At 50.6% G+C, this 13,297-nt stretch carries 15 protein-coding genes and 3 tRNA genes; 6 read left to right on the top strand and 12 right to left on the bottom strand.

From position 1 onward, the window contains the following. Positions 1 to 9 precede the first annotated feature (9 nt). Both ACYVHB_RS01695 and ACYVHB_RS01700 read left to right on the top strand, forming a co-directional pair. Positions 10 to 186, top strand: coding sequence for a hypothetical protein (locus ACYVHB_RS01695; protein WP_461049014.1), 177 nt, complete (start codon positions 10 to 12; stop codon positions 184 to 186). 60 nt (positions 187 to 246) lie between these two features. Then, on the top strand, positions 247 to 654 hold the full coding sequence (locus tag ACYVHB_RS01700) for a DUF4332 domain-containing protein (protein WP_461049016.1): 408 nt from the start codon (positions 247 to 249) through the stop codon (positions 652 to 654). Positions 655 to 749: 95 nt separating this feature from the next. Here ACYVHB_RS01700 and cdaA read toward each other — a convergent pair whose 3' ends face one another. The 7 genes from cdaA to ACYVHB_RS01735 all read right to left on the bottom strand — a co-directional run bounded on the left by cdaA (position 750) and on the right by ACYVHB_RS01735 (position 7,005). Further along, a complete protein-coding gene (gene cdaA, locus ACYVHB_RS01705; protein ID WP_461049018.1) occupies positions 750 to 1,568 on the bottom strand; it encodes a diadenylate cyclase CdaA in 819 nt (272 codons plus the stop codon). Positions 1,569 to 1,650: 82 nt separating this feature from the next. Then, positions 1,651 to 2,673 carry a ribonuclease Z gene (locus tag ACYVHB_RS01710; protein ID WP_461049020.1) on the bottom strand — a complete coding sequence of 341 codons (1,023 nt, stop codon included), beginning with the start codon at positions 2,671 to 2,673 and terminating at the stop codon, positions 1,651 to 1,653. Further along, positions 2,606 to 3,022, bottom strand: coding sequence for an STAS domain-containing protein (locus tag ACYVHB_RS01715; protein WP_461049022.1), 417 nt, complete (start codon positions 3,020 to 3,022; stop codon positions 2,606 to 2,608). The genes ACYVHB_RS01710 and ACYVHB_RS01715 overlap by 68 nt, the downstream gene beginning before the upstream one ends. A gap of 19 nt (positions 3,023 to 3,041) precedes the next feature. Then, entirely contained in the window at positions 3,042 to 3,974 is a 933-nt protein-coding gene (locus ACYVHB_RS01720) for a phosphoribosylaminoimidazolesuccinocarboxamide synthase (RefSeq protein WP_461049024.1), read from the bottom strand. A 129-nt stretch (positions 3,975 to 4,103) separates the two neighbouring features. Continuing rightward, positions 4,104 to 5,279, bottom strand: coding sequence for an acetyl-CoA C-acyltransferase (locus ACYVHB_RS01725; protein WP_461049026.1), 1,176 nt, complete (start codon positions 5,277 to 5,279; stop codon positions 4,104 to 4,106). Positions 5,280 to 5,301: 22 nt separating this feature from the next. Beyond that, positions 5,302 to 5,991 carry a tetratricopeptide repeat protein gene (locus ACYVHB_RS01730; protein ID WP_461049028.1) on the bottom strand — a complete coding sequence of 230 codons (690 nt, stop codon included), beginning with the start codon at positions 5,989 to 5,991 and terminating at the stop codon, positions 5,302 to 5,304. Positions 5,992 to 6,042: 51 nt separating this feature from the next. Then, the gene (locus ACYVHB_RS01735; RefSeq protein WP_461049030.1) at positions 6,043 to 7,005 is read right to left on the bottom strand and encodes a vWA domain-containing protein; all 963 of its coding nucleotides are present in this window, start codon (positions 7,003 to 7,005) and stop codon (positions 6,043 to 6,045) included. A gap of 166 nt (positions 7,006 to 7,171) precedes the next feature. On the opposite strand from ACYVHB_RS01735, the gene ACYVHB_RS01740 reads away from it, so the two are divergent. From ACYVHB_RS01740 to ACYVHB_RS01750, 3 genes are all read left to right on the top strand, one after another. Next, positions 7,172 to 7,258 (top strand) — tRNA-Ser (locus tag ACYVHB_RS01740). A gap of 90 nt (positions 7,259 to 7,348) precedes the next feature. Continuing rightward, positions 7,349 to 7,422, top strand: a tRNA-Pro gene (locus ACYVHB_RS01745). A 68-nt stretch (positions 7,423 to 7,490) separates the two neighbouring features. Further along, positions 7,491 to 7,564, top strand: a tRNA-Arg gene (locus ACYVHB_RS01750). 120 nt (positions 7,565 to 7,684) lie between these two features. Here ACYVHB_RS01750 and ACYVHB_RS01755 read toward each other — a convergent pair. Genes ACYVHB_RS01755 through ACYVHB_RS01775 form a run of 5 tightly spaced genes read right to left on the bottom strand, consistent with a single transcriptional unit; the run spans position 7,685 to position 9,374 of the window. Next, positions 7,685 to 7,975 carry a hypothetical protein gene (locus tag ACYVHB_RS01755; RefSeq protein ID WP_461049032.1) on the bottom strand — a complete coding sequence of 97 codons (291 nt, stop codon included), beginning with the start codon at positions 7,973 to 7,975 and terminating at the stop codon, positions 7,685 to 7,687. Further along, positions 7,972 to 8,241, bottom strand: a complete 270-nt coding sequence (locus tag ACYVHB_RS01760) for a hypothetical protein (protein WP_461049034.1) — start codon at positions 8,239 to 8,241, stop codon at positions 7,972 to 7,974. Before ACYVHB_RS01760 ends, ACYVHB_RS01755 begins: the two co-directional genes overlap by 4 nt. A 5-nt stretch (positions 8,242 to 8,246) precedes the next feature. Continuing rightward, complete coding sequence (locus tag ACYVHB_RS01765; RefSeq protein ID WP_461049036.1) at positions 8,247 to 8,765, bottom strand: hypothetical protein; 519 nt, start codon at positions 8,763 to 8,765, stop codon at positions 8,247 to 8,249. A 4-nt stretch (positions 8,766 to 8,769) separates the two neighbouring features. Beyond that, positions 8,770 to 9,054, bottom strand: coding sequence for a hypothetical protein (locus tag ACYVHB_RS01770; protein ID WP_461049038.1), 285 nt, complete (start codon positions 9,052 to 9,054; stop codon positions 8,770 to 8,772). Between the two features lie 8 nt (positions 9,055 to 9,062). Beyond that, a complete protein-coding gene (locus tag ACYVHB_RS01775; RefSeq protein ID WP_461049040.1) occupies positions 9,063 to 9,374 on the bottom strand; it encodes a hypothetical protein in 312 nt (103 codons plus the stop codon). Between the two features lie 110 nt (positions 9,375 to 9,484). Here ACYVHB_RS01775 and ACYVHB_RS01780 point away from each other — a divergent pair, with 110 nt between their 5' ends. Further along, positions 9,485 to 13,276, top strand: a complete 3,792-nt coding sequence (locus tag ACYVHB_RS01780; protein WP_461049042.1) for a class I SAM-dependent DNA methyltransferase — start codon at positions 9,485 to 9,487, stop codon at positions 13,274 to 13,276. The last annotated feature ends 21 nt before the right edge of the window (positions 13,277 to 13,297 follow it).

Here is a 13,297-nt window from a genome sequence, read left to right on the forward strand (position 1 = left end):
GCGTAGATTATGGAATTTGAGGAGTACTTAGTACAGAAGAAAATAGATGTGAGTCAGTTCCAACAGATCGACCCAGAGCAGTATGCGGAGTGGAAACGCGAGTTTGAGCAGATGAGTCCGGCGAGCTTCACCGTTCAGAAAAAATTTCTCCTGAACGACATTCGGAGAAAGTATCTCGTTCGTTAATTCTATATTTAGCGGTCTGAAGGTCAGATTCTTGTAATCAATAACCCAACTCTTTTCGATATGAGTGTTACGATAGGTGAACTCCGTGGTATTACAGACGCGGTTTTAATTGCCCTGAAAGGCCAGGGCTTGAGCGACAGTGATGCATTGCTCGAAGCGGCCAAAACGCCCCAGGGTCGAAAGTCGCTGGCATTGGCGGCTGAGGTCGAGTCAACCATCATTCTGGAATTAGCCAATCGCGCCGATCTGGCCCGCATCAAAGGGATTGGCCGGGTCTACAGTGATCTTATGGAAGAAGCAGGCGTTGATACGGTAAAAGAACTCGCTCGACGGTCGCCCGCGAACCTGCACGCTAAGCTAATCGAAATCAACACCACCCGTCAGTTCACCCAGCGTCCGCCCTCGGTTGAGCAGGTAAGTGATTTTGTTGAGCAGGCAAAAAGTCTGCCTCCTATGCTGGAATATTAGAAAAAGAGTCGTAAGTGAAGAAGTCGTAAGTGGCTGACGCATGCATGTTGCTTTCGCGCGTCAGCCACTTACGACTTCTTCACTTACGACTTTGTTTACAGTAACTGATTCAATCGTTTCGGCTCCCGCAGGTAGCTTTCTAACCGCGTTTCCAACTCCGACAGGTTTAAGCTGGTGAATAACTCACCGTTGAGGGCCAGCGCTATCCGCCCGCTTTCTTCCGAAACGGCAATTACGGCCGCGTCCGTAGCCTCACTCATACCCAGCGCGGCCCGGTGCCGGAAGCCCAGCGCCGGAGGTAGTTCATCGTCGTCCGAAACGGGCAGGATGCAGCGGGCCGCCCGAATCCGGCCATCGCTGATCAAAACGGCCCCGTCGTGCAAAGGACTGTACTGACTGAAGATAGCGAGTAGCAACGGTTTGGAGAGATCTGCATTGACGAGTTCGCCCGAGAGCGCAAATTTTTCCAAATCATCATTTTTCTGAATAACAATGAGCCCCCCGGAAAACTCGCTGCCCAGCGATTTGCAGGCATCCACGATTGGTTTGAGGTGGGTATGCGATTCGGCTGAGTCGGCCTGCCGCAGTAATAATCGCCGAATCCAGCGGCTGTTCGTGACGTTGGTGGACTTACCGATGAGCAGCAGAAAACGGCGGATTTCCTGCTGAAAAATGATGATTAAAGCCAGTGCACCCACGCTGATAAAGTACTCCAGAATGGTCGTCATCAGGTTGAGACCGAGGGCTTTCACCACTAAATAAGCCAGATATACCAGCAGGTAGCCAATGAATACCCGACTGGCTACGCTGCCCCGAACGAGGTTATAAATCTGGTAAATAAGAATTGTGACAAAGAGAATGTCGAGCAGGTCGAGCCAGCCGACATCTAAGAAACCCAGGCGAAAACCAAGCATACTGGAAAAGGAACAGGGTAGGAGCAGGATACTATCTACCAATGACAACGCCTGTTGGGGTGCCTGTCTTGTGATTGATGGATTAAATAACGAACGTTTCGCCCTCAACGGCGAGGTACGTTTCGGGAAACACCGTCCGGGCTTCGGCCAAAAACGGGTCAAACTGTTTGTAGCGCGAGGAAAAATGACCAATCAACAACCGGCCGACTCCGGCGCTGGCGGCAATGGCAGCCGCCTGTTGGGCCGTTGAATGGTACACCTCGGTGGCCCGTTCGGCATTATCTTCCAGAAACGTCGCTTCGTGGTACAGCAGATTTACGCCCTGCAACTGAGGAACCAGTTCGGCCACGTAGCGCGTGTCGGAGCAGAAGGCGTAGGAGCGGGGCGGTTGGCCAGGAACTGTATAGTCGGCCGCTGCGTAAAGAATATCCCCGGTCTCATCCAGGATATCTTGGCCGTCTTTGAGTTGTTTCAAGTAGAGGATCGGTACTTCGGCGGGCAGCTTCTCACGCAGTAGATGCGGTTTATGCGGCTTCTCGCGAAACAGGTAGCCCGAACAGTCGATTCGGTGCTGAAGCGGTATCGACTCAACCGTCACCTGCGGATGGTCGAGCAGCCGGGTTGGCGTGGCTGGATCAACGGCCTGAAAATGCAGATTGTAGCCCAACCGCGAATCGGACACGCGAAAGATGGTGGTCAGCACCTCATCCAGACCGCGTGGCCCGAACAGGTACAGATCCTCGGTCCGGCCCGACAGATTGAGCGTCGACAGGAGCGGAGCCAACCCAAAGTAATGATCGCCGTGCAGGTGACTGATAAAAATATAGCGCAACCGACCCGGCCGGATTTTCTGTTCAATCAGTCGGAGTTGAGTGCCTTCGCCACAGTCGATCAGCATGTAGTCGTTGCCCACGGTGAGCAACTGGGCCGTCTGGTGCATTCGCAGTGAGGGCGTGGCTGAACCAGCCCCCAAAATCGTGAGCGCAAAGGGCTGGGTTGCCGCCCGGTGGTGCTCCGGGTCGTGGGTAGTGGTGCTATCAGGCTTCGTCGCGGCCGATGCTACCTCCTGCGTCGTATTCGTCATCGCTCTCGCTTCGAAAATCATTCTCCAGTTCATTCATAAACACGGCGTCTATTGCTTCCTCAACCGTTGGTAGAATGGTCAGGTCGCTGATGTTGGCCGTATCTAAAAACTCAATCAAGTCATCGTTCTTGGTAACCAAAATCAGCAGTCCTACCTCATGGATGCACTGGCGGTTTATCTTTCGGATGGTGCTTACTCCCGCCGGATCAACCGTTTGGACCGGGTCTATATCCACAATGATGTTGCTGTATCCTTCCCGGAACAGAACCCGGCTGAGGGTTTCAAACTCCTGGGGTATTTCACCCTCGAAGGCGCTTTCGGTTAAACGGATCAGCGCGTACTGCTCGTTTTTTTCAATCGTATACGTCATAATTAATCAGTGTGCGTTACTACCTCAACGCACGAAGGACGTTGGTTTCAATCCGATTGAGCGGATCGGCCCCATCGGCGGGTTGGAACGACTGACCCGTAACGGTCTCGAATAGTTCGATATAACGTTGCGAAATCTGGGCCACCCACTCGTCGGACATTATCGGTACTGTTTGGCCTGTTTTCCCCTGAAATCCGTTTGTAATAAGCCATTCTCTAACGAATTCCTTGGACAATTGTTTCTGCGGCTGCCCGGCCCGCTGGTTGGCTTCGTAGACATCGGCGTAAAAATACCGCGATGAATCCGGCGTGTGCACCTCGTCGATCAGATAAACCGTACCATCCAGATTGCCAAATTCGTATTTGGTATCGACCAGGATTAACCCGCGTTCGGCGGCCATCGCCGTGCCCCGTTCAAAAAGGGCGAGGGCGTAGCGTTCCAACTGAACATAGTCGCTTTCGCTGACTATGTTTTGACTAAGAATCTCCTCGCGGCTGATGTCTTCATCGTGGCCTTCGTGGGCTTTGGTGCTCGGGGTAATGATGGGCTGAGACAGGCGGTCGTTCTCTCGCAGGCCATCGGGCAACGCCACCCCGCAGAGCATCCGGTGGCCATCGTGGTACTCACGCCAGGCGTGGCCCGCCAGATAGCCCCGCACCACCATCTCAACGGAGTATGGGTCGCACTTCAGGCCAATGCTCACGTTGGGGTCCGGCACGTCGAGCAGCCAGTTAGGCACAATGTCGGCGGTCGCTTTTAAAAAGTATGCGGCTGTTTGGTTCAGCACCTGCCCTTTCAACGGAATTGGCCGGGGCAGCACCACGTCGAACGCCGAAATCCGGTCCGACGCAATCATGACGAGTTTATCTGGGAATGAATAAACATCCCGGACTTTACCGCGATAAAAGGCCGTTTGGCCGGGGAACTGGAAGTTGGTTTCCTGAATAAGCACAGGGGTAGGGTTTGTGGTTTGTAGTTTGTAGTTGCGGTTCCCCGCCGGGACTGACCGCACCGGCTGACCGGCGAGAGCCTTCGGGCGTCAGCCCCGGCGGGGAACTGCAACTACAAACCACAAACTATCTTATAACTTCTCCAATACAATTGCCGAAGCGCCACCCCCGCCGTTGCAGATACCAACGGCCCCGTAACGACCGTCCTTCTGGTGGAGCACGTTCGTTAGTGTAGTTACGATCCGCGCACCCGACGCGCCCAATGGATGACCAATGGACACGGCTCCGCCAAAAACGTTAAGCTTTTCCTGCGGTACATTCAGCACCTCGCTGAATGCCAGCGGCACCACGGCAAAGGCCTCGTTGATCTCGAAGAAATCAATATCATCGGCGGTTAGTCCGGCGCGTTCGAGCGCGAGCGGCACGGCCTTAGTTGGGGCTGTGGTGAACCACTGCGGCTCCTGCTCGGCATCGGCATAGGCCAGAATCCGGGCCAATGGTTTCAGTCCCAGTTCGTCGGCTTTCCGGCGGCTCATCACGACCAATGCCGATGCCCCGTCGCTGATGGGTGACGAACTGGCGGCCGTTACCGTGCCGCCTGCCCCAAAAGCGGGCTTCAGGGTCGGAATTTTGTCGTAAATAACGTTTTTGTACTCCTCGTCTTCGCTTACCGTCACGCTGCCTTTGCGCCCGGCTACCTCAACCGGTACAATTTCGGCGCTGAACCGGCCGCTCTGAGTACTCTCCTCCGCCCGCCGGTACGACTGCACCGAATAAGCATCCTGCGTTTCGCGGCTAATGGCGTACTTTTCGGCGGTTCGGTCGGCAAAAACGCCCATTGAGCACTGGTCGTACACGTCGACCAACCCGTCGCGGGCGAGACCGTCCACTAACTCGGCATTGCCGTATTTATAGCCAAATCGTGCTTTCGGCACATAATAAGGCACGTTCGACATACTTTCCATGCCACCCGCTACAATCACGTCGGCCTGACCTAACTGAATGGCCTGAGCCGCCAGCATAATGGCTTTGGTGCCCGATGCGCATACTTTATTGATGGTTGTGCAGGGAATGTTGGCGGGCAGGCCTGCTTTGAGCGCTGCCTGTTTGGCGGGGGCCTGACCAACATTGGCCGACACCACGTTGCCCATGTACACTTCCTGCACCTGGTCGGGCTGAACCCCGGCGCGGGCTAACGCACCCTGAATGGCGGCTGCGCCCAGGTCGGTAGCTGACAGGGTAGATAAAACGCCCCCGAATGAGCCAATGGGCGTTCGGACGGCGGCAACAATAACAACTTCGTTCATGCGTGCTGTTGATTCAGTGTATTTACCAGCGGTTCGCATTCGCGGCTGGCTTCGCTCCCGAACGCCGGGCCGAGCGGGTCAGTGCATACGGCAGATCATCCTGCTGCATGGCATTGAGTAACTGCAATGCCTGTTCTTCACTCAGGTTCAGTTGCCCAAACCGGCGCAGCAGTTCGTCCTGACGTGCCGACCGCTCTACCTGCCCGCCCGCTGGCTGGGATTTATTGACCAGCAACGGCTGACGGGCCGCTCGCTTCGGTTGCTGGTTTATGGAAAGCGGTTTGCCGGAATAACGCTTCTTTATTAACTCAAAATTATACCGGGCAGGTTCATTATCGGCGTTTTCAAGCAGTGCCTGCCGAAACAGCATGAGTGCCGTGGCGCTGTCGCGGTCGAAGCAGGCCATGACGCCGAGTTGCGTGGCCGCCACCGCCCGCAAATCCTGACGGTCGGATCGGAGCAGGGTTTCGTACTGTGGTTTAGCTTTGGCATATTGTCCTAACCGAAAATACGTGTGGCCTAAGTTCAGGCGCACAGCCGGGTCAATGGTTGTGGTTGTCCGGCTTAACCCGGCGTACAAGGCCAGAGCCTGATTAAACCGCCCCGCATGATAGGCCCGTTCGGCGTCCTGACGAGCTTGATTGTTGCGGGAAATCTGATTGGCGAGTGGATGTGTCCACCACAGCCACGCCATAAGGAACAGATAAATCATGCTACGGTACTCAACGACCGGTCAAAAATAAGTGGAAACCGCCAGACAAACTCACAGCCTGAATGTTCGTACCGTCACAATCAGATCCAGAGCTATCAGTCCCAGGGCAATCAACACGAAATAGTAATATTTATTGGTCGATACGGCTATTCGCTGCTGGTCGACTACGCGGCCTTTTATCGACTGGATAACGCTGACCAGTTCATTGACGTACTGGCCGCTGGCATCGGCTTCTACGTATTGGCCACGCCCGTCGCTGACCAGACCCTGCAGAAAGCCCCGGTTCAGTCGGCTGCGAACGATCTGCCGGTCATTATCACGAATGAAATCACGCCCCGCGCGGATAGACGCCCCTGCTTCGGTGCCTACGCCCACCGTAATGAGCGACACACCCGCTGTGCGCAGCCTGACCAGATTGGTACGCTCACAGGAGCCGAAGTTTTCGCCGTCGCTAAACAGTACAATGACTTTTACCCGTTGCCGGGTTGAGGGGTCGGCCAGCAGTTTCTGGCGGGCCAGCTCAATGGCGGTGCACAGGTCGGTGCCGCCCACGGACGCATCACTCGTGCGAATGTTTCGTATAAACTGATTTAGGGCGTCATGGTCGGCCGTCAGGGGCGACAAAAGAATTGATTCTGAGGATGTTAGAAGTAGGCCAAAGCGGTCGGTCGCCAGCGTATCACAGAGTTGCTGAACGTCATACTTTACCCGTTCTAACCGGGTTGGCACCACATCCCCGGCGTCCATTGAGCGGGAAACATCGACCAACAGAAACACATCCCGGCCCGCCGTCGCCAGTTCGCTGTCGGCTTCACCGAACGATGGACCAAGCAGCGCAATAATTAGCAGGCTCAGGTAGGTCCCGCGCAAAAAAAACTTTGGAACGACGCCCCAGGCTGACGTATTAAGCTGCTGCGCCAGCCGGAACGTACGCCGTACATACAGGGCGTAGAACAGCAGGAACAGGCCGGTGAAAATGAATTCGGTAGAAGAAAACGAATAAAGCCAGTTCATGAGCAACCTCAGATGGACGAATGCTAACCCGGCTGATAAGCGTAGATTGGCACCGAAAAAGCGAAAGTAGCGAATGCCAAAAGATTTTGCAGAACACTACTTGCCGAAAACAGCGAATCGCTCTATCTTTGTGCCCTGATTAACCGTTGAGCGGGTAATCGGTTTTGGAGAGATGCCTGAGTGGCCGAAAGGAACAGTTTGCTAAACTGTCGTACTGGTAACGGTACCGAGGGTTCGAATCCCTCTCTCTCCGCAGCGTTAAGATAATTAGTTCAGTGGACATGCGGTTACGATGTTTTTATTCGTACCTTTGCACCCGTTGAGCGGAAAAGCTTAACACATTCGGGGTGTAGCGTAGCCCGGTATCGCGCCTGCTTTGGGAGCAGGAGGTCGTAGGTTCGAATCCTGCCACCCCGACACCAGAAACCGCCCTTTTCAATCGAAAAGGGCGGTTTTCTGTTTTTTGAAAGTTCCTAATCTATTTTGGTCCCGTAGCTCAGTTGGATAGAGCATCTGCCTTCTAAGCAGACGGTCATTGGTTCGAATCCAATCGGGGTCACATTGATTATCAAGCACTTAACAATTATGTTGAGTGCTTTTTTGTTTTGAGGTACAACATTAGGTACAACAAACTTACTGCTCCTCATTTATAAGTATGAAAAAGGGCCAATTACGGCCCTTAGTATTCCTCATCAATTTCGGGTGTCTTTATCCCGCCTGTATGGTCGACAACTCGCCAAATGGGGGCGCGGGTAGGTATTTGCTCAAAATCCTGTTCACTCATCAGGCTTTTATTGCCTTGCTTATCAATGGTCGTAATAGTACCGTCTATAGCTCTGGCATCAATGACCCATCGGAAAAGAAAAGCAGAAATAACCTGTTTACGTTGATACGTCCGTAAATTGTCCGTCTTGCCCTCGAATAAGTCTGCAAGTAGTTGACGTTTGATGTTTAGGTTAACGCGGCTCATGAATAGTTATTGATCTGTTGAGCTTCTTCTATACGTCCGTCTGCGTATTGCCAGTAGCATCGGGTGTGTTTCCAGTCGTCGAAAACCTCAATATGGTAGGTAGGGTCGTTTGGCTCCAACACATTTTCACCGTCTGTTAAATCCAGGGTTATATACATTGGTTCGCGGCTTTTGCGAATGTCGCTAACGACTTTATTGGTTAGTCTACCCTCGACAATTTTAGATAGTAGAGCCAACTTTTCGGCGCGGTTGTGTGCTCGTCTCATAGCTACTACTCCAAAAGAGGTCTTTTAACGTACCAATCAAATTGTTCGGACTTAGTTTCAATGAATATTGACAAATGAGGGCGTTCGTCAAAGCAGTCGGTCGACTGATTGAAATATCGGCGTAAGTCCCTTACTGTTCCCCCCGGCACATAGCGTTCTTGGTAGTCTCGGCACCCCACCTGAATGTACTGCAAGGGCACATCATCGTACTGTCTGTCAGTAGGCCAAATCAGGCCAAAAGCCGAACCGAACAAAAATCGTAGTTTAGGGTCTACTTCATCAAAACGCCGTAAACACTCTTGTAACGGCTCGTAATATTCTTCGTATCCGCTTAATGTAGGATAGTAGCTGTATAAAACAGGTAACTCATATAAAGCCGGGGGGCATTGCCGAATATCCACAATACCGGCCACACTTAGGTATGGCAAAGACTTCATACCTTGTTGGCGATGCAACAGGCGTAATTGACTGGTTTGGCCTTGCAAAACATCCTGCAATACTTTTAACTTTTCAACCCGCTTCATAGCATTACTCAATTTTAGCCAGTGCCTTATCTAACAGGTCGTCTATCTGCTCATCAGTAAGCGTCGATAGGTCTATTTTCTGTTCCCGCTGTTTGGGTAGCACGTACTCCATAAATTTCAGATAGGCACTGACCCGGTCTTTTGGCTCCAACGTCTCTAAGTCCGCCTGAATCATATCAAATTGATCGTCAATGAGGGCGGCAATCTTACTCTTTATCTCGGAACTGGTTCGGTTAGTACTACCCGCTTTACGGCCCCCGGTCTTTTCGCGTCCTTTCTCGAATGACATGATTGCAGTTAATTAGAAGTGAGTTCCGTAGTTGAGGTAGGCAAGGGACGACTAAGCCAGGGCGGTAACCCCTTCTTTGGTAAATCGTCCTGTTGTTCGGCTTTTAGTTCGACGCTGTTCAGTTTCGGCATCACATAAGGTAGTAGAGCTGTCAGCAACCGTGCCCGGTCGGTGGGTTCCATTGCGGCCAATGTTTGGGGCAACTCGTTTAAGGTTGTCTGAACAATTTCCTGCAATTGCTGGCGCAACTCCTTCACCGCTTTGTTCGGTGTTCCAGCTTCACGGCCCCCGGTTTTGGCTCTCCCCTTCTCGAATGACATGGCTCTATTTTTGTTCTATTTTAGAATACCGACCGCTTAACGTATTTATCCTGATTCATTTGTCAGACTGTCAAACGGTTCGTTACTTGCTGTTCTTAAAGATACAAAAAATGTTGCTTACGGCCCTTACACCTACCGAATCCCTTGAAAAAACCTATCGGCTCCAATCCGGCAACCGGGAACAGATTGACCGTTTCAAAACAAATTACACAAAGCTGCTCAGTCTCATCAATGAACGGGAAAGTGAGGAAAACGCAAAAGGGCATTTAATGGACTTACTAAAAGAGGTCTATTACAAGGAGTTGTACTTGGTTGCGCCAAAGGGGAGAACCGATTTTGTAATTCATTCGGGTAAAGACGCAACTGCTCCAGCCGGGGTGCTATTTGAGGTGAAACGACCCGCCAACAAAGGCGAAATGATAAGCCGCCAAAACCTCAATGCTAAAGCCTTTCACGAACTGCTGTTGTACTATTTCCGCGAACGCATTGACGGGCAAAACAGCGACATTCGATACTGCGTCATTACCAATATTTACGAATGGTTCATCTTTGACGCGGCCCTAATTGATCGGCTGTTCTTTCGGGACGCTCATCTAACCAAAGAGTACAAAGCCTGGGCATCAAAGCAAAAAGTCAGCACTAATAACGAACTGTTTTACAATGAAATCGCGAAACCCTTTTTGGCGGGCTTAGATGAGGAAATAGCCTTTACCTATTTCGACCTACGGGACTTTCAGAAAATCGTAGCTGACGACGATACGGCCAATGACAAAGCTCTGTTACCGCTTTATAAGGTGCTATCTCCTACGCACCTGCTAAAGCTGCCAACGGCGACCGATAGCAACCGGCTTAATCCCAAATTCTATTCCGAGCTTTTGCACCTGATCGGTTTAGAAGAGGTAAAAGACGGGGGTAAGAAAGTCATTCGACGCAAGGAAGCGGGCAAGCGGGATGAAGGGTCGTTATTGGAAAACGCATTGATCGAGCTCGACTCGTCAGGTAAGTTCTACCAACTGCACGACCGGGCACAGTACGGGGCAACGGCCGACGAACAGCTATTTAGCGTAGCATTAGAACTGTGCATTACGTGGGTTAACCGGGTACTGTTCCTAAAGCTGTTAGAATCGCAGTTGGTCAAGTACCATGCTGGCAATAAGGAATATTCTTTTCTGAACAGCGGCATCATACCTGACTTTGACGAACTCAACAAACTGTTCTTTCGGGTACTGGCTAAAAAGCCATCCGAACGGCAAGCGTCGATACAAACTAAGTTTGGCAAGGTTCCTTACCTCAATAGTTCATTGTTTGAGTCGACGGAGTTAGAAAACGATACCATCGGCATCAATCAATTAGATAATGGTCTAACGTTGCCCGTACTGCGTAACAGCGTCCTGACTGACAACCCGGCTTACCGGATGACAAAAGACCTGTCTACCCTGTCGTACCTATTCGCGTTTTTGGATGCCTATGATTTTGCGTCGGAAAGCCGGGAAACGATTCAGGAGAAAAACCGGACGCTCATCAATGCCAGTGTGTTGGGGCTGATCTTTGAGAAAATCAACGGCTACAAAGACGGGTCATTCTATACGCCAGGATTCATTACCGAATACATGTGCCGGGAAACCATCCGTAAGGCCGTTGTTCAAAAGTTCAACGATGCCAAAGGATGGAACTGTGCCGACTTTACAGCCCTCGAAAACAAAGACCTTGACCGGGCTGAAGCAAACGCACTCATCAACGAAATACGCATTTGTGATCCGGCCGTTGGTTCGGGGCATTTTCTGGTATCGGCTCTCAACGAACTAATAGCGGTGAAGTCAGATTTGGGCATCTGGCAGGATGAGAATGGCAAGCGGATAAAGGACTATACGGTTAGCATTCTAAACGATGAAATGATTGTACAGGATGAGGACGAAACGCCGTTTCAGTACGTGCTACAAGCGACGGGCAAGCCAACAGCCGAACGACAACGGGTGCAAAAGACGCTATTCCATGAAAAGCAGACCATCATTGAAAATTGCCTGTTTGGGGTAGACATTAACCCCAACTCAGTCAAGATTTGCCGGTTGCGGCTCTGGATTGAGCTTTTGAAAAACGCCTACTACACCGACGAATCCGGTTTTGTGGAACTGGAAACGCTGCCCAACATTGATATTAACATCAAACAGGGTAACAGCCTGTTAAGCAAGTTTAGTCTTACCGAAGACCTCAGCGAGGTATTCATAAAGCAAAAATTTTCGCTACGGACATACAAAGACGCAGTAGCCGCTTACAAAGACGCTAAGAGTAAAGAAGCCAAAGCCGAACTGCAACGCTTCATTAATGAGATAAAAAGCCAGTTCCGCGAAACGGTGTCCAACCGCGACCCAAAACGAAAAAAGTTAGCCGACCTACGCGGGCAGCGGGTGCTGTTGGATAACAACATTGATATTTTCGGCAACCCGATGAAAGACCCGAAATTGGTCGCTGCTGAAATTATCCGAACGAATAAGTACATTGACCTGATTGAAACGGAAATAGCCAACGTTGAAAATAACGCCCTATACCGGGGGTCATTTGAATGGCGGTTTGAATTTCCCGAAGTGCTCAACGAGCAAGGGAATTACGTCGGCTTTGATGCCATCATTGGCAATCCGCCATATATCCGGCAAGAGGAGTTAGGCGAATCGAAAGCGTTACTGAAAAAGGATTTTACTAAAACATACGCGGGTACTGCTGATCTATACGTCATGTTCATAGAGCATGGCGTACGAATTTTGCGGCCCAATGGTCAGTTCGTTTTTATCATTCCAAATAAGTGGATGAGAGCGAGCTACGGGGGCAACCTGCGTAGGTGGCTAAAAACGCTGGCTATTGAGCAAATTGCTGACTTTGGCGATTTGCCCGTTTTTGACGAAGCGACCACGTATCCCAGCATTCTGAGCATTCGTAAGGCACTGGCTACCGGGAGTTTTCGGGCGGTTCAGATTGATACGTTGCAATATGCCGATGGATTAGCCAATCTTATCCAGGCTAATCGGTTCGACGTAACAACCGCCAATTTGCAGGATGAGGGCTGGCAGTTAACCAACGAAGCAGTTCAGCAACTAATGGCTAAACTACGGGCAGCGGGTAAGCCATTGGGCGAATATGTAAACGGTAAAATCTATCGGGGTGTCTTAACCGGGCTAAACGAAGCCTTCGTTATTGATGCCGCTACTAAAAACAAGCTGATTGCTGAAGACCCACGTAGTACTGAGGTAATCAAACCATTTTTGGCGGGTCGGGATATTAAACGGTATCAAACGCCGACCGTTGATAAATACCTACTCCTTTTTCCAAGTGGCAGCACTCGCAAACAATTCGGTAAAGTGGATGAAAAAACAGGATGGCAACATCTGCAAAGTAGTTATCCAGCTATTTGCCAACATCTCGCACCATTTGAAGCTAAAGCTAAAGTTCGTTCAGACAAAGGTGAATATTGGTGGGAGTTTCGGGCATGTGCCTACTATAAAGAGTTTGAAGGTAATAAAATATCTTTCCCTGACATTGGGATTAAGGTTCAAGCTATGTATGATAATGTAGGAACGTACTGTGTAAATACGGCTTACTTCATTCCTAAAGATGATAAATATCTATTAGCTCTGTTGAACTCAAATGCCGTTTTATACTTTTACATCAATCTGTCAACCGCAATTCGTGGCGGCTATTTAAGATTCTTTAGACAGTACGTTGAACAGATTCCTATTCCCATTGCCACAAACGTCGAGAAGAAAACCATTGAAATCGCTGTTGACCAAATTTTGACTGCTAAAGCTGATAACTCAATCGCTGATACGTTGGCATTAGAAGCAGAGATAGACCGACTGGTTTACGCGTTGTATGGATTGACGGATGAGGAAATAAGAAGTATCGAAAACTAAAAGTCATTTTTAAATTTAGAA

Source organism: Spirosoma arcticum (genome assembly GCF_054779955.1).

Excerpts from the sequence above, each read along its gene's own strand:
- ACYVHB_RS01700 (WP_461049016.1), top strand. The coding sequence starts at position 247 with ATGAGTGTTACGATAGGTGAACTCCGTGGTATTACAGACGCGGTTTTA.
- ACYVHB_RS01715 (WP_461049022.1), bottom strand. The coding sequence starts at position 3,022 with ATGACGTATACGATTGAAAAAAACGAGCAGTACGCGCTGATCCGTTTA.
- ACYVHB_RS01725 (WP_461049026.1), bottom strand. The coding sequence starts at position 5,279 with ATGAACGAAGTTGTTATTGTTGCCGCCGTCCGAACGCCCATTGGCTCA.
- ACYVHB_RS01695 (WP_461049014.1), top strand. The coding sequence starts at position 10 with ATGGAATTTGAGGAGTACTTAGTACAGAAGAAAATAGATGTGAGTCAG.
- ACYVHB_RS01755 (WP_461049032.1), bottom strand. The coding sequence starts at position 7,975 with ATGAGCCGCGTTAACCTAAACATCAAACGTCAACTACTTGCAGACTTA.
- ACYVHB_RS01770 (WP_461049038.1), bottom strand. The coding sequence starts at position 9,054 with ATGTCATTCGAGAAAGGACGCGAAAAGACCGGGGGCCGTAAAGCGGGT.
- cdaA (WP_461049018.1), bottom strand. The coding sequence starts at position 1,568 with ATGCTTGGTTTTCGCCTGGGTTTCTTAGATGTCGGCTGGCTCGACCTG.
- ACYVHB_RS01775 (WP_461049040.1), bottom strand. The coding sequence starts at position 9,374 with ATGTCATTCGAGAAGGGGAGAGCCAAAACCGGGGGCCGTGAAGCTGGA.
- ACYVHB_RS01730 (WP_461049028.1), bottom strand. The coding sequence starts at position 5,991 with ATGATTTATCTGTTCCTTATGGCGTGGCTGTGGTGGACACATCCACTC.
- ACYVHB_RS01710 (WP_461049020.1), bottom strand. The coding sequence starts at position 2,673 with ATGATTTTCGAAGCGAGAGCGATGACGAATACGACGCAGGAGGTAGCA.
- ACYVHB_RS01765 (WP_461049036.1), bottom strand. The coding sequence starts at position 8,765 with ATGAAGCGGGTTGAAAAGTTAAAAGTATTGCAGGATGTTTTGCAAGGC.
- ACYVHB_RS01760 (WP_461049034.1), bottom strand. The coding sequence starts at position 8,241 with ATGAGACGAGCACACAACCGCGCCGAAAAGTTGGCTCTACTATCTAAA.
- ACYVHB_RS01780 (WP_461049042.1), top strand. The coding sequence starts at position 9,485 with ATGTTGCTTACGGCCCTTACACCTACCGAATCCCTTGAAAAAACCTAT.
- ACYVHB_RS01735 (WP_461049030.1), bottom strand. The coding sequence starts at position 7,005 with ATGAACTGGCTTTATTCGTTTTCTTCTACCGAATTCATTTTCACCGGC.